Annotated in this window: 19 protein-coding genes and 1 riboswitch; of the genes, 17 read left to right on the forward strand and 2 right to left on the reverse strand. The window is 74.4% G+C overall.

Annotated elements, in window-relative coordinates; genetic code table 11:
* Positions 1-20: 20 nt before the first annotated feature.
* From O7600_RS00400 to O7600_RS00470, 15 genes are all read left to right on the forward strand, one after another.
* The gene (locus tag O7600_RS00400) at positions 21-1,031 is read left to right on the forward strand and encodes a quinone-dependent dihydroorotate dehydrogenase (RefSeq protein WP_281591742.1); all 1,011 of its coding nucleotides are present in this window, start codon (positions 21-23) and stop codon (positions 1,029-1,031) included.
* 108 nt (positions 1,032-1,139) lie between these two features.
* Positions 1,140-2,414, forward strand: coding sequence for an adenosylmethionine--8-amino-7-oxononanoate transaminase (locus O7600_RS00405; protein WP_281591743.1), 1,275 nt, complete (start codon positions 1,140-1,142; stop codon positions 2,412-2,414).
* A 141-nt stretch (positions 2,415-2,555) separates the two neighbouring features.
* Positions 2,556-3,392, forward strand: a complete 837-nt coding sequence (gene pyrF, locus O7600_RS00410; RefSeq protein ID WP_281591745.1) for an orotidine-5'-phosphate decarboxylase — start codon at positions 2,556-2,558, stop codon at positions 3,390-3,392.
* A gap of 179 nt (positions 3,393-3,571) precedes the next feature.
* Positions 3,572-3,889 carry an integration host factor, actinobacterial type gene (gene mihF / locus O7600_RS00415; protein ID WP_013285515.1) on the forward strand — a complete coding sequence of 106 codons (318 nt, stop codon included), beginning with the start codon at positions 3,572-3,574 and terminating at the stop codon, positions 3,887-3,889.
* A gap of 25 nt (positions 3,890-3,914) precedes the next feature.
* Positions 3,915-4,448: a guanylate kinase gene (locus O7600_RS00420; RefSeq protein ID WP_281591746.1), complete on the forward strand. Its 534-nt coding sequence runs from the start codon at positions 3,915-3,917 to the stop codon at positions 4,446-4,448.
* 59 nt (positions 4,449-4,507) lie between these two features.
* Positions 4,508-4,774 carry a DNA-directed RNA polymerase subunit omega gene (gene rpoZ / locus O7600_RS00425; protein ID WP_013285517.1) on the forward strand — a complete coding sequence of 89 codons (267 nt, stop codon included), beginning with the start codon at positions 4,508-4,510 and terminating at the stop codon, positions 4,772-4,774.
* Positions 4,775-4,788: 14 nt separating this feature from the next.
* Positions 4,789-5,997, forward strand: coding sequence for a bifunctional phosphopantothenoylcysteine decarboxylase/phosphopantothenate--cysteine ligase CoaBC (coaBC, locus tag O7600_RS00430; RefSeq protein WP_281591747.1), 1,209 nt, complete (start codon positions 4,789-4,791; stop codon positions 5,995-5,997).
* An 83-nt stretch (positions 5,998-6,080) separates the two neighbouring features.
* Positions 6,081-7,286, forward strand: a complete 1,206-nt coding sequence (gene metK, locus O7600_RS00435) for a methionine adenosyltransferase (RefSeq protein ID WP_091578019.1) — start codon at positions 6,081-6,083, stop codon at positions 7,284-7,286.
* Positions 7,287-7,345: 59 nt separating this feature from the next.
* A complete protein-coding gene (locus tag O7600_RS00440; protein WP_281591748.1) occupies positions 7,346-9,382 on the forward strand; it encodes a primosomal protein N' in 2,037 nt (678 codons plus the stop codon).
* Between the two features lie 232 nt (positions 9,383-9,614).
* Positions 9,615-10,598, forward strand: a complete 984-nt coding sequence (locus O7600_RS00445; RefSeq protein ID WP_281591749.1) for an AAA family ATPase — start codon at positions 9,615-9,617, stop codon at positions 10,596-10,598.
* An 85-nt stretch (positions 10,599-10,683) separates the two neighbouring features.
* Positions 10,684-11,958, forward strand: a complete 1,275-nt coding sequence (locus tag O7600_RS00450) for a cytochrome P450 (protein WP_281591750.1) — start codon at positions 10,684-10,686, stop codon at positions 11,956-11,958.
* Between the two features lie 42 nt (positions 11,959-12,000).
* Complete coding sequence (gene def / locus O7600_RS00455) at positions 12,001-12,561, forward strand: peptide deformylase (protein WP_091578009.1); 561 nt, start codon at positions 12,001-12,003, stop codon at positions 12,559-12,561.
* Between the two features lie 5 nt (positions 12,562-12,566).
* Positions 12,567-13,493: a methionyl-tRNA formyltransferase gene (fmt, locus tag O7600_RS00460; RefSeq protein WP_098746356.1), complete on the forward strand. Its 927-nt coding sequence runs from the start codon at positions 12,567-12,569 to the stop codon at positions 13,491-13,493.
* Between the two features lie 206 nt (positions 13,494-13,699).
* Entirely contained in the window at positions 13,700-15,052 is a 1,353-nt protein-coding gene (locus O7600_RS00465; protein ID WP_348651390.1) for a transcription antitermination factor NusB, read from the forward strand.
* A 218-nt stretch (positions 15,053-15,270) separates the two neighbouring features.
* Positions 15,271-17,022: a M28 family peptidase gene (locus tag O7600_RS00470; protein ID WP_281591752.1), complete on the forward strand. Its 1,752-nt coding sequence runs from the start codon at positions 15,271-15,273 to the stop codon at positions 17,020-17,022.
* Between the two features lie 42 nt (positions 17,023-17,064).
* Here O7600_RS00470 and O7600_RS00475 read toward each other — a convergent pair whose 3' ends face one another.
* The gene (locus O7600_RS00475) at positions 17,065-17,955 is read right to left on the reverse strand and encodes a septum formation family protein (protein ID WP_281591753.1); all 891 of its coding nucleotides are present in this window, start codon (positions 17,953-17,955) and stop codon (positions 17,065-17,067) included.
* Between the two features lie 77 nt (positions 17,956-18,032).
* On the reverse strand, positions 18,033-18,920 hold the full coding sequence (locus tag O7600_RS00480) for a septum formation family protein (protein ID WP_099161523.1): 888 nt from the start codon (positions 18,918-18,920) through the stop codon (positions 18,033-18,035).
* 261 nt (positions 18,921-19,181) lie between these two features.
* Here O7600_RS00480 and rpe point away from each other — a divergent pair, with 261 nt between their 5' ends.
* Positions 19,182-19,862, forward strand: coding sequence for a ribulose-phosphate 3-epimerase (gene rpe, locus O7600_RS00485; RefSeq protein WP_281591754.1), 681 nt, complete (start codon positions 19,182-19,184; stop codon positions 19,860-19,862).
* Position 19,863: 1 nt separating this feature from the next.
* On the forward strand, positions 19,864-20,820 hold the full coding sequence (locus O7600_RS00490) for a response regulator (RefSeq protein ID WP_281591755.1): 957 nt from the start codon (positions 19,864-19,866) through the stop codon (positions 20,818-20,820).
* 82 nt (positions 20,821-20,902) lie between these two features.
* A riboswitch (FMN riboswitch) is annotated at positions 20,903-21,075 on the forward strand.
* Positions 21,076-21,089: the final 14 nt, after the last annotated feature.

The raw sequence follows: 21,089 nt of genomic DNA on the forward strand, positions 1-21,089 counted from the left end.
AACGGGTCGGGGGCGGGGCGGTGATCTTCGAGAAGGTGGTGCGGCCGCGGCTGTTCGCGCTCGGGGGCGGGGACGCCGAGGCGGCGCACGAGTGGACCCTCGCCCGGCTGGCCGCGCTGTCGCGGCGGCCGGCGGTGCTGGCGGCGCTGCGTCGGACATACTTCCGGGCCTCGCCGCGGGAGGTGTTCGGGGTGCGCTTCCCGAACCCCGTCGGCCTGGCCGCCGGCATGGACAAGAACGGTCTGGCGCTGCCCGCCTGGCCGGCGCTCGGTTTCGGTTTCGTCGAGGTCGGCACCGTGACCGCGCACGCCCAGCCGGGCAACCCCCGGCCCCGGCTGTTCCGGCTGCGCGACAGCGAGGCCGTGATCAACCGGATGGGCTTCAACAACGCCGGCGCGGACGCCCTGGCCGCCCGGCTGGCGGCGCTGCCGCGCCCGCTCGGCGTGCCGCTGGGCATCTCGCTGGGCAAGTCCAAGGTGACCCCGTTGGACGAGGCGGTCGAGGACTACCTGGCCTCCTACCGGGCGCTCAAGGGGCACGGCGACTACTTCGCGGTCAACGTGTCCTCGCCGAACACCCCGGGCCTGCGGTCGCTGCAGGACCGGTCCCATCTGGACGCGCTGCTCGCCGCGCTGGTGGGGGAGAAGCCGGTGCTGGTGAAGATCGCCCCGGACCTCAGCGAGCCGGCCGTCGCCGAGTTGCTGGAGGTGTGCCTGGACCGGGGCGCGGCCGGTGTCATCGCCACCAACACCACGCTCGGCCGGGACGGGCTCGCCCCCGCCGACCGGGCGCGCGCCGCCGAGGCGGGCGGCCTCTCCGGCCGGCCGCTGACCGCCCGGGCCCGGGAACTGGTCGACTTCGTGCACCGGGAGACCGGGGGCCGCCTGCCGGTGATCGGCGTCGGCGGCATCCTCGACCCCGACGACGCGACCCGGATGTTCGACGCCGGCGCCGCCCTGGTCCAGCTCTACACCGGCTTCATCTACCGCGGCCCCGCCCTCACCCGGGCCATCACCCGCACCACCCGTTGACTCCACTTCGCGCGATCTTGCAGTTTCGGCCCCGGCATACCGCTCATACCGGGCGCGACACGGGCCGAAACCGCAAGATCGCCGGAGGGAGGCGAAGGAGGAGAGTCCGTGACGCCCGAGGAGATCCGCACCCTTGACCGGCGGCACGTGTGGCACCCCTACTCGGGGATGCCGGCGGGCAGCCCGCCGTACGTGGTGGAGAGCGCCGCCGGGGTGCGGTTGCGGCTGGGCGACGGGCGGGAGTTGGTCGACGGCATGTCGTCCTGGTGGGCGGCGATCCACGGCTACCGGCACCCGGTGCTGGACGCCGCGGTGACCGACCAGCTCGGACGGATGAGCCACGTGATGTTCGGCGGTCTCACCCACGAGCCCGCGGTACGCCTGGCGCGCACCCTGGTCGAGCTGGCCCCGGACGGGCTGGAACACGTCTTCCTGGCCGACTCCGGCTCGGTGAGCGTCGAGGTCGCGGTGAAGATGTGCCTGCAGTACCAGCGTGCCGTCGGGCGCCCGGGACGCCGCCGGCTGGGCACCTGGCGGGGCGGCTACCACGGCGACACGTTCCACCCGATGAGCGTCTGCGACCCGGAGGGCGGCATGCACCACCTGTGGGGCGACGTGCTGCCCCGGCAGGTGTTCGCGCCGGTGCCGCCGCCCGGCTTCGACGCGGCGCCCGACCCGGCGTACGAGGCGGCGTTGGTGGAGGCCGTGGAGCGACACGCCGACGAGCTGGCCGCGGTGATCGTCGAGCCGGTGGTCCAGGGCGCCGGCGGGATGCGGTTCCACCACCCGCACTACCTGCGGGTGCTGCGCGAGGTGACCCGGCGCCACGGCGTCCTGCTGGTCTTCGACGAGATCGCCACCGGCTTCGGCCGGACCGGCCGGATGTTCGCCGCCGAGCACGCCGGCGTGACGCCGGACGTGCTCTGCGTCGGCAAGGCGCTCACCGGTGGCTACCTGACGCTGGCGGCGGCGCTCTGCACCCCCGAGGTGGCCGGGCCCATCTCCGCCGACGGCGTGCTGGCGCACGGTCCGACGTTCATGGGCAACCCGCTCGCCTGCGCGGTCGCCAACGCCTCCCTGGGCCTGCTGCGGGCCGGGGACTGGTCCGGGCGGGTGGCGGGGATCGCGGCGGGCCTGCGGGCCGGCCTGGAGCCGTTGCGCGGCACGCCGGGCGTGGCCGACGTGCGGGTGCTCGGCGCGATCGGCGTGGTGCAGCTGGACCACGAGGTGGACCTGCCGCGGGCGACCGCCGCCGCGGTCGGGGAGGGGGTGTGGCTGCGCCCGTTCCGCGACCTGGTCTACACCATGCCGCCGTACGTCTGCGACGAGGCGGACGTGGCCCGGATCGCGGCCGGCGTGGCCGCCGCGGTCAAGGCCGGCTGAGTCCCGGCCGGGCGGTCAGGGCCGGCGGGAGCCGGCCGGGCGGTCGGGGCCGGCGGGGTCCGGCCGGGACGACCTGACGCGACGGGAGGTCCGTCGCCGGACACGGAGGCGGCCCCGGCCGCCGGAAGAGGGAGATGCGCGATGGAGACGTTCGGCGCCCGCCTGCACCGGGCCGTGGCGGAGCGGGGACCGCTCTGCGTGGGGATCGACCCGCACCCGGGTCTGCTCGCCGACTGGGGCCTGCCCGACGACGTCGAAGGGCTCGAACGGTTCAGCCGCACCGTGGTGGAGGCGATCGGAGACCGGGTGGCCGTGGTCAAGCCGCAGTCGGCGTTCTTCGAGCGCTTCGGCGCGCGGGGCGTCGGGGTGCTTGAGTCAACTATCCGACAGTTGCGAAATGCGGGCGCGCTCGTTCTGCTCGACGCCAAGCGTGGTGACATCGGTTCGACGGTCCGCGCGTACGCGTCGGCGTACCTTGATCCATCCAGCCCGCTGTATGTCGACGCGGTCACCGCGAGCCCCTACCTGGGGGTGGGTTCGCTCGCCCCGATGTTCGAGTTGGCCGCCGCGCACGGCGGCGGGGTGTTCGTCCTGGCGCTCACCTCGAACCCCGAGGGCGCCGCCGTGCAGCGTGCCGTGGCCGCCGACGGACGCACCGTGGCGCAGACCGTGATCGACGAGATTTCCCAGCTCAACCGGGGTGCGGAGCCGCTCGGCAGCATCGGTCTGGTGGTCGGCGCGACGATCGGTGACACCGGTCACGACCTGGGTGCGGTCAACGGTCCGCTGCTCGCGCCGGGCCTCGGTGCGCAGGGCGGGACGCCCGCCGGGCTGCGTGCGGTCTTCGGCGCCGCCCTGCCGTCGGTGCTGCCGTCGTACTCCCGTGAGGTGCTGGGCGCGGGGCCGGACCAGGCGGCCCTGCGGGCCGCCGTCGAGCGGGTGCTGACCGAGTGCCGGGCCGCCCTGACCACCGCCTGACTGACTGACGGCTCCGTCACTTTACGTTGATCATCGCGCGTCCACGTTGCCGAAAACTCCGTTGACCGCTAGTTTTCCCCGCGCTGGGAACCACGGACCCCTTTGGTTGCCAGCGACACCACGTTTCACAGCTGCGGTGGGGCGCTCCGCCCGCCGTACTAGGGACCTGAGGAGAACTGGTGCCGCTCCCGTCACTGACCCCCGAACAGCGCGCTGCCGCGCTGGAGAAGGCCGCGGAGATCCGCAAGGCCCGCGCTGAGCTGAAGGAGCAGCTCAAGCAGGGCAAGACCACCCTCGCCACCGTCCTCGAGCGGGCCGAGTCCGACGACGTCGTGGGCAAGCTGAAGGTTTCGGCAGTGCTCCAGGCGATGCCGGGCATCGGCAAGATCCGGGCCACCCAGATCATGGAGAAGCTCAAGATCGCGGACAGCCGTCGCCTGCGCGGCCTCGGCGAGCAGCAGCGTAAGGCGCTGCTCGGAGAGTTCGCCGCCAACTGAACGGCCCACCGTGTAGAAACAAGCGGTGAGCACGGATGACGAGGCGCGCTCGGCGGCTCGGCTCACTGTCCTTTCCGGCCCCTCGGGGGCCGGGCGGGGCAGTGTCGTCGAGGCGGTCCGGGCGCGCCTTGCGTCCGTGTGGGTGCCGGTGGTCGCCACCACGCGGCCGCCGCGCCCGGGGGAGCGCGACGGTGTGGACCGGCTCTTCCTCGACCCGCCCGCCTTCGACCGGCTGGTCGCGGCCGGCGAGCTGCTGGAGTGGTGCCGGATCGGGCCGTACCGCCGGGGTGTGCCCCGCGCGGACGTGTGGACCCGGCTCGGGCAGGGCCGTCCGGTGCTGCTGCCGTTGGACCTGGCCGGCGCGCTCGCCGTACGGGCGGTGGCGCCGCGGGCCCGGCTGGTGCTGCTCGCGCCGCCGGCGTACCGGGCCGAGCCGGCCGTCGCGGCCGTCTTCACACACGCCGTGGCGCACGACCGAACCGAGCGTGCCGCCACCGAGCTGGTAGGATTGCTCGGTTCGTCATTCCTGGCCCCGGTCCGACCGCCTCCCGGCGGTTGAGCGCCCCGCCAGCCGGTCACCGCCCCTGGGCGGCGCACGAGACGCAGAGGTTTGAATTCGTGGGATCCATCGCCACCAACCCCGAGGGCATCACCAACCCGCCGATCGACGAGCTGCTCGAGAAGACCACCTCGAAGTACGCGCTGGTCATCTTCGCCGCCAAGCGTGCCCGTCAGGTCAACGCCTACTACAGCCAGCTCGGTGAGGGCCTGCTGGAGTACGTCGGCCCGCTGGTGGAGACCACCCCGCAGGAGAAGCCGCTCTCCATCGCGATGCGGGAGATCAACGCGGGCCTGCTCACCGCCGAGCCGACCGACCAGCCGTAGTTCCGCCCGCGCCGATGCCCGCCGAGATCGTCCTCGGGGTCGGCGGTGGCATCGCCGCCTACAAGGCGTGTGAGCTGCTCCGGCTCCTCACCGAGTCGGGTCACCGGGTCCGGGTCGTGCCGACCGCGTCGGCGCTCCGCTTCGTCGGGGCGCCGACCTGGGCCGCGCTCTCCGGCCAGCCGGTGGCCGACGACGTCTGGTCCGACGTGCACGAGGTGCCGCACGTGCGGCTCGGGCAGCACGCGGACCTGGTCGTGGTGGCGCCGGCCACCGCCGACCTGCTCGCCAAGGCCGCGCACGGCCTCGCCGACGACCTGCTCACCAACACGCTGCTGACCGCGCGCTGCCCGGTGGTGCTGGCCCCGGCCATGCACACCGAGATGTGGGAGCACCCGGCGACCGCGGCCAACGTGGCCACGCTGCGCTCCCGGGGCGTGCGGGTGATCGAGCCGGCGGTCGGCCGCCTGACCGGGCGGGACACCGGCAAGGGCCGGCTGCCCGACCCGGCGGAGATCTTCGCCGTCGCCCGGCGGGCGCTGGCCCGTGGCGTGGCCGCCCCGGCCGACCTGGCCGGCCGGCACGTGGTGGTCACCGCCGGCGGCACCCGCGAGCCGCTCGACCCGGTGCGCTTCCTCGGCAACCGGTCCTCCGGCAAGCAGGGGTACGCGTTCGCCCGCGCCGCCGTGGCCCGGGGCGCCCGGGTGACGCTGGTGTCGGCGAACGTGGCCCTCGCCGATCCGGCCGGCGCGGACCTGGTCCGGGTGGGCACCACCGAGGAGTTGCGCGAGGCCACGCTGGCGGCGGCCGCCGACGCGGACGCCGTGGTGATGGCCGCCGCGCCCGCCGACTTCCGTCCGGCCAGCTACGCCACCGGGAAGATCAAGAAGTCGGAGGACGGCGTCGCGCCGACCGTCGAGCTGGTCACCAACCCGGACATCGCCGCCGAGTTGGGCCGGGACCGCCGGCCCGGGCAGGTGCTGGTGATCTTCGCCGCGGAGACCGACGACGCCGAGGCCAACGGCCGGGCCAAGCTCGCCCGCAAGCGCGCCGACCTGATCGTGGTCAACGAGGTGGGTGTCGACAAGGTCTTCGGCGCGGAGACCAACGCGGCGACCGTGATCGGGGCCGACGGCACCGTGCACCGGCTGCCCGAGCAGCCCAAGGAGGACCTGGCCGACGCCGTCTGGGATCTCGTGGCGGCGCGCCTGGGCCCGCCGTCCTGACGGTTGGTCTGCTCGCCGTTCCCGGGGCCGGACCGGAACGGGGGCGACTAAACTGCCGCCGAGCGACCTTTAAAAGTCTTCACATGCTTAGGAGTGCCGTGACACGTCTCTTCACGTCCGAATCGGTCACGGAGGGCCACCCGGACAAGATCGCCGACCAGATCAGTGACGGCATTCTCGACGCGCTGCTCGCGCAGGACCCGCACAGCCGGGTCGCGGTGGAAACGCTGATCACCACCGGGCAGGTGCACGTCGCCGGCGAGGTGACCACCAAGGCGTACGCCGACATCCCGACCATCGTCCGGGAGACCATCCTCGGCATCGGCTACGACTCGTCGAAGAAGGGCTTCGACGGCGCGTCCTGCGGCGTGAGCGTGTCCATCGGCGCCCAGTCGCCGGACATCGCGCAGGGCGTGGACAACGCGTTCGAGCTGCGCACCGGTGGCTCGGAGAGCGCGCTGGACGCGCAGGGCGCGGGCGACCAGGGCATGATGTTCGGCTTCGCCTGCTCCGAGACGCCCGAGCTGATGCCGCTGCCGATCGCGCTGGCGCACCGGCTGGCCCGCCGGCTCGCCGCGGTGCGCAAGGACGGCACCATCCCCTACCTGCGTCCGGACGGCAAGACCCAGGTCACCATCGAGTACGACGGCCTGCGTCCGGTGCGTCTGGACACGGTGGTCGTCTCCAGCCAGCACGCGGCGGACATCTCGCTGGAGTCGCTGCTCACACCGGACGTCCGGGAGCACGTCATCACGCCGGAGCTGGAGGGCCTGGGTCTGGAGACCGAGGGCTACCGGCTGCTGGTGAACCCGACCGGGCGGTTCGAGATCGGCGGTCCGATGGGTGACGCCGGCCTGACCGGCCGCAAGATCATCGTGGACACCTACGGCGGGTACGCCCGGCACGGCGGGGGCGCGTTCTCCGGCAAGGACCCGTCGAAGGTCGACCGGTCCGCCGCGTACGCGATGCGCTGGGTGGCCAAGAACGTGGTCGCCGCCGGCCTGGCCGAGCGGTGCGAGGCACAGGTCGCGTACGCGATCGGCAAGGCGCACCCGGTGAGCCTGTTCATCGAGACGTTCGGCACCGAGACGGTGGCGGTGGCCTCGATCGAGAAGGCGGTGGCCGAGGTGTTCGACCTGCGTCCCGCCGCGATCATCCGGGACCTGAACCTGCTGCGCCCGATCTACCAGCAGACCGCCGCGTACGGCCACTTCGGCCGGGAGCTGGCGGATCTGACCTGGGAGAGCACCGAGCGGGCCGCCGACCTCAAGTCGGCCGCGGGAGCCTGACCGCCACCACGCGCCGCGACCGGCGACCCGCCGAGGGGTCGCCGGTCGCTCGCGTCTGCGTGGACGTGCCGCTGCCGCACCTCGACCGGCCGTTCGACTACCTGGTCCCGGAGGCGCTGGACGCCGACGCCCGGCCCGGGGTGCGGGTGAAGGTCCGGTTCGCCGGGCAACTCGTCGACGGCTGGCTGCTGGAACGCGTCGCCGAGTCGGCGCACCCGAAGCTGGCGTACCTGGAGAAGGTCGTCTCCCCGGTGCCGGTGCTCTCCCCGGAGGTGGCCCGGCTGGCCCGGGCGGTCGCCGACCGCTACGCCGGGAGCCTGGCCGACGTGCTCCGCCTCGCCGTGCCGCCCCGGCACGCCCGCGCCGAGAAGGCCGTCACCGCCGCCGCCGCGCCCGCGGACGCCGACCACGCCCCGGACGCCGCCGAAGAGGCCGACGTCGCGCCGCCGCCGGCCGCCGACACGCCCGCGGACCCCGACCGCGCGCCTGCCGCCACCCCGGCGGACCCCGGGTCCGCGCGACCGGAACCGGCCGGCGCGCCGGCCGATCCGCGCGGCTGGCGGGACTACCCGGCCGGGCCGGCGCTGATCCGGGCGCTCGCCGACGGCCGGGCGCCCCGCGCCGTCTGGTCCGCGCTGCCCGGGGAGGACTGGGCCGACCGGTATGCCGACGCCGTGGCCGCCACCGTGGCCGGCGGCCGGGGAGCGCTGGTCGTGGTCGCCGACGCCCGGGACCTGGACCGCCTCGACGCGGCGCTGGCCGCGCTGCCGGGCCCGGGGCGCCACGTCCGGCTCACCGCCGCCGACGGCCCGGCCGCCCGGTACCGCGCCTTCCTGACCGCTCGCCGGGGCGAGGCGCGGGTGGTGATCGGGACCCGGGCCGCCATGTTCGCCCCGGTGGAGCGGCTCGGCCTGGTGGCCGTCTGGGACGACGGCGACGACCTGCACGCCGAACCCCGCGCGCCCTACCCGCACACCCGCGAGGTGCTGCTCACCCGGGCCCAGCTCAGCGGCGCGGCCGCCCTGGTCGGCGGCTACGCCCGGACCGCCGAGGCGCAGCTGCTGGTGGAGACCGGCTGGGCCCGGGAGGTGGTCGCCGACCGCGCCACCGTCCGGGCGCGGATGCCGGCCATGGCGCCCACCGGCGACGACCCGCAGCTGGCCCGGGACCCCGGCGCGGCCTCCGCCCGACTGCCCAGCCTGGCCTGGACCACCGCCCGGGACGCGCTTCGCGCCGACCTGCCGGTGCTGGTGCAGGTGCCCCGCCGCGGCTACCTGCCCTCGGTCGCCTGCGCCGACTGCCGGGCCCCGGCCCGCTGTCCGCACTGCGCCGGCCCGCTGAGCCTGCCCTCGGCCCAGGGCACGCCGGCCTGCCGCTGGTGCGGCCGGGTGGCCGCCGCGTACGCCTGCCCGGAGTGCGGCGGGCGGCGGCTGCGGGCCTCGGTCACCGGCGCCCGGCGCACCGCCGAGGAGCTGGGCCGGGCGTTCCCGGGCGTGCCGGTGCGGACCTCCGGCCGGGAGGAGGTGCTGGCCACCGTGCCGGGCGGGGCCGGGCTGGTGATCGCCACCCCGGGCGCGGAGCCGGTGGCCGAGGGCGGTTTCGGCGCGGTGTTGCTGCTCGACTCGTGGGCGCTGCTCACCCGGGCCGACCTGCGGGCCGGGGAGGAGGCGCTGCGCCGGTGGCTGGCCGCCGCGGCGCTGGCCCGTCCCGGCGCGGCCGGGGGCCGGGTGGTGGTGGTCGCCGACGGCGCCCTCGCGCCGGTGCAGGCGCTGCTGCGCTGGGACGCGGCCTGGTTCGCCGAACGGGAGCTGGCCGAACGCCGCGAGCTGGGCTTCCCGCCGGCGGTGCGGATGGCCAGCGTCACCGGCGTGGCCGAGGCGGTGGCCGACCTGCTGGCCGGCGCCCGGCTGCCGGACGACGCGGAGGTCCTCGGCCCGGTGCCGGCGGAGGAGGGGCGGGAGCGGATGCTGGTCCGGGTCCCCCGGGCCCGGGCCGCCGCCCTGGCCGACGCGTTGCACGCGGCGGCCGGGCAGCGCAGCGCGCGCAAGGCGGTCGATCCGGTCCGGCTCCAGGTCGATCCGCTCAGCCTGTTCTGACCGGCCCCCCGATGGCCGTGACCCAGCGCACCCGGGCCGGCGCGCACGGTCGTGAGCTGGGGTTTGCCGCACACCTGGTCCGGCAATTGGCTAGCGGGCGGTGATAGCATCGCCCGTCATGCCCAGGCGCGCGGTTTTCCGCGCGGGACACGGCACGGCGGATGCTCCCAGCACGTCGGGCCGACACGGATTCGATGTCGTCAGTCAGCCGGTGAGCAGGGGTGGACCAGTCGTGACCGTTCGTCAGTCGATCGTCTTCAACGGCGACCTCGGCAGCGGCAAGAGCACCGTTTCCGTCGAGATCGCCAAGCGGCTCGGCCTGCGCCGGGTCAGCGTCGGCGACCTCTACCGCCAGATGGCCCAGGAGCGGCAGATGACCGCCCTCCAGCTCAACCTGCACGCCGAGCTGGACCAGGCCGTCGACGGCTACGTCGACCAGCTCCAGCGCGACATCGCCGCCTCGGGCGAGTCGCTGGTGATGGACTCCCGCCTGGCGTGGCACTTCTTCACCGACGCGCTCAAGGTGCACATGATCACCGAGCCGACCGAGGCGGCCCGGCGGGTGCTGGCCCGCCCGTCCGGCCCGGCCGAGAGCTACACCTCGCTGGAGGAGGCGCGGGCCAAGCTGCGCGAGCGCAGCGAGAGCGAGCGCGGCCGCTTCATCGTCCGGTACGGCGTCGACAAGGCCCGGCTGCGCAACTACGACCTGGTCTGCGACACCACCCGGGCGAACCCGGAGCAGGTGATCCAGCACGTCGTCGACGTCTACGAGGGCCGGCTCGGCGCCGAGGTGCTGCGCGCCGGCCAGCCGCTGCTGCTGCTCGACCCGAACCGGGTCTACCCGACCGAGGACGTGGCCACGCTGCGCGGTCTCTGGGACTCGGACTTCGCCGGCGAGGTGGCCGAGGCCGGCGACGAGGCGCTGGAGCCGCTGAGCATCGGCTACACCGGTGAGTACTTCTTCGTCGTCGACGGGCACCGGCGGCTCAGCGCCGCGGTGCGCGGCGGGTTCCCGCTGGTGCCCGCCCGGCTGGTCGCCGAGGTCGACGAGCCGGTGGTCGGCGGCATGAGCGCGGTCGACTTCTTCGCCGCCCAGGCCCGGCCGGGCCTGATCCACGACTGGGAGGACGCGCACGGCATCGCGCTGCCGCTGCCGGAGCACGCCCTGCTCGGCGGTGGTGCGGTGCTCGCCGGGGAGCCGGGCGCCGGAGCCTGACGGCCGTCCGGGCGCGGCGACGGGATCGCCCGATCCGGCGGAAACGGGGCATGATGGGGGTCTCCGACGCCTGGGGAGGCCGACCGTGGATCCTGCCGACGCCCTCGCGCTGCTGATGTCCCCCGCGGGCCGGGTCGACCCCTACCCGACGTACGAGCGGTTGCGCGCGCACGGCCCGGTGGTCCAGGCCGGGCCCGTCTTCTACGTGGTGACCGGGTACGCCGAGGCCGACGCGATCCTGCGCGACGCCCGGTTCGGGGTGATGGACGACGGCCTGCGCGACCAGTTCATGCCCGGCTGGCGGGAGAGCCCGGCGGTGCTGTCCATCTCCCGGTCGATGCTGCGCACCAACCCGCCCGACCACAGCCGGATGCGGCGCCTCGCCGCCGGCGCGTTCACCCCACGCCGGATCGCCGCGATGCGCGACGTGGTGCAGGCGCAGGCCGACGACCTGATCGACCGGCTGCTGGCCGGCGGGCGGGGCGGCGCGCCGGTCGACGTCATGGCCGAGTTCGCGTACCCGTTGCCGGTCGGGGTGATCTGCGCGTTGCTCGGCGTCCCGGCGGCGGACCGGCCGCTGTTCCGGCGCTGGGCCACCGACCTGACCGGGGTGCTGGAGCCGGAGATCACGGCCGACGAGCTGGCCGTGGCCGACCGGGGCGCGGGCGAGCTGCGGGCCTACTTCACCGAGCTGGTCGCGGCCCGCCGCCGGGCCCCCGCCGACGACCTGACGACCGCGCTGGTCCAGGCCCACGACACCGGCGGTGAGAGCCTCTCCGGCGACGAGTTGCTGGCCAACCTGATCGTGCTGCTGGTGGCCGGCTTCGAGACCACCACCAACCTGCTCGGCAACGGTCTGGTGGCGCTGCTCGACCACCCCGACGCGGCCGCGACGCTGCGCGAGCACCCGGAGTTCGCCCCCGGATACGTCGACGAGCTGCTGCGCTACGACTCGCCGGTGCAGCTGACCTCCCGGATGAGCACCGAGCCGTCCCGGCACGGCGGCCTCGACCTGCCGCCGGAGAGCTGGGTCATCGTGATGCTCGGCGCGGCCAACCGTGACCCCCGCCGCTACCCGGAGCCGGCGCGCTTCGACCCGTGGCGACCGCAGATCCACCCGCTGTCCTTCGGCGCCGGGCCGCACTACTGCCTCGGTGCCGCGCTGGCCCGGCTGGAGGCGCAGGTGGCGTTCCCGCTGCTGCTGCGCCGGCTGCCCGGGCTGGCTCTGGCCGGCGCGCCCGAGCGGCGGGTCCGGCTCACCCTGCGCGGTTACGCCACGCTGCCGGTCACCGTCGGGCGGGAGGCGGCCTCGGTCACCGTTCCCGGTACGCCACCGGGAGCGTCCAGCCGCACTCCGTAGACTGGGACGGCACCACCCGTCCCAGACAAGGAGCCACGCCGCGTGACCGTCCAGCCCATCCGTCTGTTCGGCGACCCGGTGCTGCGCACGCCGGCCGACCCCGTGGTCGACTTCGACGCCGAGCTGCGCAAGCTGATCGCCGACCTGACCGACACGATGCGCGAGCAGAACGGCGCCGGCCTGGCCGCGCCGCAGCTCGGGGTGGGCCTGCGGGTGTTCACCTTCGACGTCGACGACATGCTCGGCCACCTGGTCAACCCGGTGCTGGAGTTCCCCGACGAGGAGGAACAGGACGGCCCGGAGGGTTGCCTGTCCATCCCTGGGCTCTACTTCGACACGAAGCGCCGGCAGAACGTGATCGCCAAGGGCTTCACCGCGCACGGCGACCCGATGCAGATCGTCGGCACCGGCCTGATGGCCCGCTGCCTGCAGCACGAGACCGACCACCTCGACGGGGTGCTCTTCCTCGACCGCCTCGACGCGGCCGGCCGCAAGGAGGCCATGAAGGCGATCCGGCAGGCGGACTGGTACGACCAAGCCGCCCCGCCCACGGTCAAGCTGAGCCCGCATCCCGTCACCAACCCGTTCGGCCTGGGGCGGTGACCCGGATGCGCCTGGTCTTCGCCGGCACGCCGGCGGTCGCCGTACCGGCCCTGGACGCGATCGCCGCCTCCGGCCACGAGCTGCTCGCCGTGGTCACCCGCCCCGACGCCCCGGCCGGCCGGGGCCGAGGGCTGCACCGCTCGCCCGTCGGCGCGTGGGCCGACGCGCACGGCGTCGAGGTGCTCACCCCGGCCCGGCCGCGCGAACCGGAGTTCCTCGACCGGCTGCGCGCGTTGGCGCCGGACTGCGTGCCCGTGGTCGCCTACGGCGCGCTGGTGCCGCCGGTGGCGCTGGAGATCCCCCGGCACGGCTGGATCAACCTGCACTTCTCGCTGCTGCCCGCCTGGCGGGGCGCGGCGCCGGTCCAGCACGCCGTGCTGCACGGCGACGAGCTGACCGGGGCCAGTGTGTTCGAGCTGGAGGAGGGGCTGGACACCGGCCCGGTCTACGGCACCGTCACCGACGAGATTCGTCCCACCGACACCTCCGGCGACCTGCTGGAGCGGCTGGCCCACTCGGGCGCCGGGCTGCTGGTCGCCGTGCTCGACGCGATCGACGCCGGCACCGCCCGGGCGCAGCCGCAGCCGTCGGACGGCGTCTCGCTCGCCCCGAAGCTCACCGTCGAGGACGCGCGGGTGCGCTGGACCGACCCGGCGTTCGCGGTGGACCGGCGGATCCGCGCCTGCACGCCGGCCCCGGGTCCGTGGACCACCTTCCGCGACGACCGGGTCAAGCTCGGCCCGGTCACCCCGCTGGCCAACGGCCCGGAGCTGAAGCCGGGCGAGCTGCTGGCGGAGAAGTCCGGCGTCCTGGTCGGCACCGCCACCGGGCCGGTGCGCCTCGGTGAGGTGCGCGCCGCCGGCAAGAAGCCCATGTCGGCCGGCGACTGGGCGCGCGGCGCCCGGGTCGCCGCCGGCGAGGTGTTCGCGTGACGGGGCCGTCGCGCCCGGACCGGCCCGCCGAGGGCGAGCGTCCCCGGTGGTACGCGCGTGAGCACGGCGACCGCCAGCGTGGCGACCGGACCGGGTCGGATCGGCGGGGCGGTGACCGGTTCGGTGGTGACCGTGAGCGCGGCGACCGGCGAGGCGGGGACCGGCTCGGTGGGGACCGGCGGGGCGGGCGTCCGGCCCGTCCGGTGGTGGACCTGCCGCGGCAGGTCGCGTACGAGGCGATCGCCGCGGTGCACCGCGACGACGCGTTCGCCAACCTGGTGCTCCCGACGATGCTGCGCGAGGCGGGGCTCAGCGGCCGCGACGCGGCGTTCGCCACCGAGCTGACCTACGGCACGCTGCGGCACACCGGCACCCTGGACGCGATCGTCACCGACGCGGCGGGCCGGGACGTGCAGCGCATCGACCCGCCGGTGCGGGACGCGCTGCGGCTCGGGGCCTACCAGCTGCTGCACACCCGGGTGCCGGCGCACGCCGCGGTCTCCTCCACCGTGGACCTGGTCCGGACGGTGGGTCCGGGCGCGACCGGCTTCGCCAACGCGGTGCTGCGCGAGATCGCCGGGCGGGACGCCGACGCGTGGGTGGCCAAGCTCGCCCCGGCCGAGGAGACCGACCCGATCGGGCACCTGGCGCTGGCGTACAGCCATCCGCAGTGGATCGTCCGGGCGTTCGCCGAGGCGCTCGGCGGTGACCTGGGGGAGACCACCCGGCTGCTGATCGAGGACAACGAGCGCCCGCCGGTGCACCTGTGCGCCCGACCCGGCCTGGCCGACCCGGTGGCGCTGGCCGACGAGGTCGGCGGCGCGCCGGGCGCGTTCTCGCCGTACGCGGTCTACCTGCCCGGTGGCGCGCCGGGCGACCTGGCGGCGGTGGCCGACGGGCGGGCGCACGTGCAGGACGAGGGCTCCCAGTTGGTGGCCGACGCGCTGGCGAACGCGCCGCTGGAGGGCCCGGACGGCCGGTGGCTGGATCTGTGCGCCGGCCCGGGCGGCAAGTCCGGCCTGCTCGGTGCGATCGCGGCGACGCGCGGGGCGCGGTTGACCGCGGTCGAGGTGGCCGAGCACCGGGCCCGCCTGGTCGCCCAGGCCACCCGCGGGCTGCCGGTCACGGTGGTGCACACGGACGGGCGCAGTGTCGGCGGCGACCCGAAGCTGCCGGAGGGGCACTTCGACCGGGTGCTGGTCGACGCGCCGTGCACGGGGCTGGGGTCGCTGCGCCGCCGGCCGGAGTCGCGCTGGCGCCGCCAGCCGGCGGACCTGCCGCCGCTGACCCGTCTGCAGCGTGAGCTGCTCACCGCCGCGCTGCGCGCGGTCCGTCCGGGTGGCCTGGTCGCGTACGTGACCTGCTCGCCGCACGTGGTGGAGACGCACGTGACGGTGACCGAGGCGTCCCGGCGCTGCGGCCTTCCGGTCGACTTCGTCGACGCCAGGCCGCTGCTGCCGGCCGGCATGCCGGGTCTGGGCGACGGCCCGACGGTGCAGCTCTGGCCGCACCGTCACGGCACGGACGCCATGTTCCTGGCCGTCCTCCGCCGAGGCTGACCGGCCCTGTCCCTCCGCTGGCCCGTTCGAGGGGTTCGCGTCGGATTCCCGACGCGGACCCCTCGATCGGCGTGACGGCGGCGGGGGAGAGGCATCCCGGGAGCGGTAGGGGGTTGGTGGGATGTGACGCGCCGTTGACTGTGCGATCGATACATGTAACTGTTCCGATCACCGGTCGACCCGTCACCCCCGCCCGCCGACCCCCATGAGGAGTCTCCATGAGACGCAGCACGCCGACCACGAGCCTCGCGCTCGCCCTCGTCGCCACCCTGACGACGGTGAGCCTGGCCGGCACCGCCTCCGCCGCTCCCGCGCCGGCCCCCGCCCCGGCGCCCGCCACCGCCGCCGCGCTCGCCGCGCCGGACGTCTCCCTGGCCAACGTCCAGGCCCACCTCACCCAGTTCAACTCCATCGCCAGCAGCAACGGAGGCAACCGACGGGCCGGCTCGGCCGGCTACGCCGCGTCGGTCAGCTACGTCAAGGGCAAGCTCCAGGCGGCCGGTTACACGGTCACCGAGCAGAACTGCACCACCTGCACCTACCCGGGCAGCAACCTCATCGCCGAGTGGCCGCAGGGCCCGACCGACCAGGTCGTCATGTTCGGCGCCCACCTGGACAGCGTCTCCGCCGGCCCGGGCATCAACGACAACGGTTCCGGCTCGGCCACCCTGCTGGAGAACGCCCTGGTGCTCGCGGCGCAGAACCCCACCATGACCAAGCGGGTCCGGTTCGCCTGGTGGAACGGCGAGGAGCAGGGGCTGCAGGGCTCGAAGCACTACGTCAACCAGCTCAGCTCCACCCAGCGGGGCTACATCAAGGGCTACTACAACTTCGACATGGTCGGCTCGCCCAACGGCGGCTACTTCATCAACCGGATCACCTCGGCCACCGCGGCGCCGCTGAAGGCGTACTGGGACTCGTTCGGCATCCAGCCGGAGGAGAACACCGAGGGCCAGGGCCGCTCCGACGACTACTCGTTCGCCAACGCCGGCATCCAGACCTCCGGGTACGCGGCGGGCGCCAGCTACACCAAGACCGCGGCGCAGGCCAGCAAGTGGGGCGGCACCGCGGGCGCGGCGTACGACGGCTGCTACCACCGCTCCTGCGACACCACCAGCAACATCAACACGACCGTCCTCAACCGCAGCGCCGACGGCGTGGCGTACGCCATCTGGGCGCTCGCGGTCGGCGGCGGCACCCCGACCAACGACTTCTCCGTCGCGGTGAGCCCCACCTCCGGCAGCGTCGCCCGGGGCGGCTCCACCACCGCCACCGTCAGCACCGCCACCACCAGCGGAAGCGCGCAGACCGTGGCGCTGTCCGCCAGCGGCGCCCCGAGCGGCGTCTCGGTGAGCTTCAGCCCGTCCTCGGTCACCTCGGGCGGCTCCGCCACCATGACGGTCACCGCCTCGTCGTCGGCGACCACCGGCACGTTCACGCTCACCGTGACCGGCACCGGCTCGGCCACCCGCACCGCCAGCTACACGCTCACCGTGACCGGCGGGGGCGGCGGCTGCACCGGCGGGCAGCTCATCGGCAACAGCAGCTTCGAGTCGGGCAGCACGCCGTGGACGGCCACCTCGGGCGTGATCACGAACGACTCCGGCCAGGCGGCCCGGACCGGCTCGTACAAGGCGTGGCTGGATGGGTACGGCTCCTCGCACACCGACACGCTGAGCCAGTCGGTCACCCTGCCGGCCGGCTGCGCCAGCTACACGCTGGCCTTCTGGCTGCACATCGACACGGCCGAGACGACCAGCTCGGTCGCGTACGACAAGCTGACCGTGCAGGTCGGCTCGACCACGCTGGCGACCTACTCGAACCTGAACAAGGCCACCGGCTACACCCAGCGCACCTTCAACCTCGCCGCGTACGCCGGTCAGACGGTCACGCTCAAGTGGACCGGCGTCGAGGACTCTTCGTTGCAGACCAGCTTCGTCGTGGACGACGTGACGCTCCAGGTCGGCTGAGCACACCGGGCGGGGTGGGCCGACGCCCGCCCCGCACCCGGCTCAGGTGACCGGCAGCGCCTTGGCCCCGGCGCCCCGGACCGACCGGGTCAGCGCGCGGTCGGAGACCCAGAGGAAGCACTGCACGCCCCGGTCGCCGTCGCGCCACTGCTGCTCGTACGGGTGGTAGATGATGGTGCCGGCCCGGTACTGCATGTTGCCGTCGTTCGGCACCTTGGCGTATGTGGCGATCAGTCCCCGGCACGCCTTGTGCGCCCGCAGCGAGGTGCGCTGGAACTCCGCGTAGCTGATGTCCGGCGCCTGCCAGATCCCGACGAACTCGGCGTGGTGCTTCGCGGTGCAGGCGACCGGCCGCATCGCCTCGATGTCGTCCTTGACCAGCTTCGGGGTGAAGCAGCCCAGCGCCAGCGGCGAACCGGGCTTCAGGGCGGCGCGCAGGCTGCCCTGACGCTCGGTCACCGTGCCGTCGTCCAGGTCGTTGACCTCGGCGACGTCGCAGCGGTACCAGCGGGCCCCGCCGGACCACGCCGGGGCCGACGGGAAGACCACTGACAGCTGCAGCCGCCCCGACCGCCAGTCCGCGCCGACGGCCTTGGTGACCTGCCGGGCGCAGTCGGCGTGGGCGGCGCGCAGACCGGCGGATCCGCCGCGCGGAGGCGCGGAGCGCGCGGCCTCCGGCCCGGTCAGCGTGCCGACGTGCAGCGTCTCGGCCCGGTGTGTGGTGGCGCAGTCGACCGGTTGGTAGCCGCTGAGATAGCCGACGTCGGCGACGGTCGGGTGGCAGACGTCGGCCTTCGGCACGAAGCCCACGGGCGCGGCGAACGCGGGCCAGTCGTCGGCCAGGTCACGGTCCACCCCGGCCGGCGCGGCACAGCCGCCGAGCGCCAGCACCGCCACCGCGCCCGCGGCGACCGCCGCCCACCATCGCCGCATCGCGACCGACCTCCCCGCCGTCCGGAGCCGCCCGGCCGACCGGTACGCCTCGGCGACGCAGCATACGGCACTGATGCTCAGATGACGGGCAGTCCCTCCGGGCCGGCCCCGCGCATCGAGCGGGTCAGCTTCCGGTCGTCGCTCCACAGGAAACAGCGCACCCCCCGGTCGCCCTCCTCCCACTCCCGCTGCGACGGCGGGTAGAAGATGGACCCGGCCCGGTACGGCAGCTCGGCGTTGTCCGGCACGTCGGCGAAGGCGGCGATCAACGTCATGCAGCGCCGGTGCACCGACGGCGCGCCCCGGGTGAACTCCGCCCAGCTCACGTCGCGTTCGGAGTAGACGCCCACGAACTCGGCCCGGTGCGGCTCGGTGCAGAGCACCGGCGCCATGTAGTTGAGGTTCTGCCCGATCAGCTTCGGGTCGAAGCAGCGGTGCACCAGCGGGTTGTCCCCGACCAGGGCGCCGCGCAGGCTGCCGATCCGGTTGACCGGCCGGGTGTTGTCGATGCTGTCGGTCTCGGCCAGGTCGCAGCGGAACCAGCGCGCGCCGGCGACCCAGGCGGTGGCCGGGGGCAACGCGATGTTCAGCGTGAGCCGGGCGGCGTGCCAGTCCCCGCCGATCATCTCCCGGGCCCGCTGGTCGCACTCGGTGCGCGCGACGCGCAGCGCCGGGGAGCCGGGCTCCGGGCGGGCGCCGGCGGCCGCCGGACCGGTGAACGTGCCGACGTGGACCGCCTCGGCCAGGTGGCTGCCGGCGCAGTTCACCGTCTCGTATGTGGCGGCCTGCACCACCGCGGTGAGCCGGGGCAGGCACGCGTCGGTGGCCGGGACGAACAGCTGGGGCGCGGGCAGCGCCGCCCAGTCGTCGACGAGGTCCCCGTCGGCCCGGTGCGCCGGGACGCAGCCGGCGATCACCGCCGTCACGGCACCGGCCAGCGCGAGCGTGTGGAGCCACCGTCGCATCGTCCGCCCCTTCGCCGGAGAGATGGCAGCCGCACACCGCGGGCTCGTGCGGCGTCCCCCGCGCCCGGGCGGCAGCATACGTGACCGTCCCTGTAGGAGTTTCGTCATCTTTCAATCGATCGGCCAGTCACCGACGACTATTCGTGTCGATTTCCCGGCTGGACGGGTCAATGGTGCACCACGGGTGACGGGCGGGTCACAGCCTGTCCCGCACGGTGCCGCGCTGCGGACGGCGGGTGACCACGTTCGTACACTGGCCCCGTGACCGTACCGCCGCCGATCGTCGCGCCCAGCATCCTGGCCGCCGATTTCGCCCGCCTCGCCGACGAGGTCCGCGCCGTGGAGTCCGCCGCCGACTGGCTGCACGTGGACGTCATGGACAACCACTTCGTGCCCAACCTGACCATCGGCCTGCCGGTGGTGCAGAGCCTGCGCGCGGTGACCCAGATCCCGTTCGACGTGCACCTCATGATCACCGACCCGCGCCGCTGGGCCCCCGGATACGCCGACGCCGGCGCGTACAACGTCACGTTCCACGCCGAGGCGTGCGACGACCCGGTGGCGCTGGCCAAGGACCTGCGCTCGGCCGGCGCGAAGGCGGGGTTGGCGATCGACCGGGACACCCCGATCGAGCCGTACCTGGAACTGCTGCCCAGCTTCGACACGCTGCTGATCATGACGATCAAGGCCGGCTTCGGCGGCCAGCGCTTCCTGCCGCAGTTGCTGGACAAGGTGCGCGCCGCCCGCCGCCACGTCGACAGCGGGCACCTGGAGCTGCGCATCGAGGTGGACGGCGGCATCGCCGCGGACACCATCGAGCAGGCCGCCGCGGCCGGCGCGGACGCGTTCGTCGCCGGCACCGCGGTCTACGGCGCCGACGACCCGGCCGAGGCGGTACGCCGCCTGCGGGGCCTGGCGGAACGTGCGATGACCGGGGCCTGAGATGGACCCGGCCGACGACCGACCCGACGTGATCCTGGTCGTCGACGACGACGAGGACATCGCCCGCTTCGTCGAGTTCAACCTGCGCCTGCACGGCTTCGAGGTGCTGCACGCCGCGGACGGTCAGGAGGCGCTGGAGGTCATCGAGCGGGAACGGCCGGACCTGGCCGTGGTCGACCTGATGATGCCCCGCATCGACGGGCTGGAGCTGACCCGCCGGCTGCGCGCCGACCCGATGACCTCGGCGCTGCCGGTGATCATGCTGACCGCCAAGGGGATGACCTCCGACAAGGTCAACGGTCTCAGTGCGGGCGCCGACGACTACCTGGTCAAGCCGTTCGACACCGCCGAGCTGGTCGCGCGGGTCAGCTCCACGCTGCGCCGCAACAAGGAGTTCCGGGAGGTCTCCCCGCTGACCGGTCTGCCCGGCAACAGCCGCATCCGGCGGGAGATCAGCGACCGGGTGCGCAGCGGGGTGGACTACGCCGTCGGCTACATCGACATCGACCGGTTCAAGAGCGTGAACGACCGGTACGGCTTCGTCCGCGGTGACGAGTTCATCTCCGCGCTGGCCCGCAGCCTGCACCGCGCGGTGGTGTCGATCGGCCTGCCGCCGGCCTTCCTCGGCCACGTCGGCGGCGACGACTTCGTCATCGTCTGCGCACCCGAACAGGTCCGGCCGCTGACCTTCCGGGCCGTGGAGGACTTCGAGAAGGCCGCCGACGGGCTCTACGACCCGATCGACCGGGAACGCGGCTTCGTCGAGTTGAAGGACCGCCGCGGCAACATCCGCCGCGCCGCGCTGGTCACCCTCTCCATCGGGGTGTCGCTGTCCGATTCCGGCAAGCGGTTCACCGACCCGCTGGAGGCCATCGCCGTGGCCTCGGAGATGAAGACCGTGGCCAAGAGCCAGCCCGGCTCGTACGTGGCGGTCGACCGTCGCCGGGGCGTCACCTGAACCGGGCGCCGGCGGCTGTGAGGTAGCTCGCCTCTGTGGCGCGCGCCGCCGCCGAACGTGTAAGACTTCCGGTGTACCCACCACGCGCTGGCGGGGCTCGGTGAAATTCCGAACCGGCGGTGATCCACGGTCCGACCGTGGTAAGCCCGCGACCCGGACGGCTTCGGCCGGACGGTGGACCTGGTGAGAATCCGGGGCCGACGGTTGGGGTGCGGCTCGTCCGCCCCCAGACAGTCCGGATGGGAGACAGCGCGCGGAACGGGGGAGGT

This window comes from Micromonospora sp. WMMA1998, from assembly GCF_027497375.1.
GTDB classification, from domain to species: domain Bacteria; phylum Actinomycetota; class Actinomycetes; order Mycobacteriales; family Micromonosporaceae; genus Micromonospora; species Micromonospora sediminicola.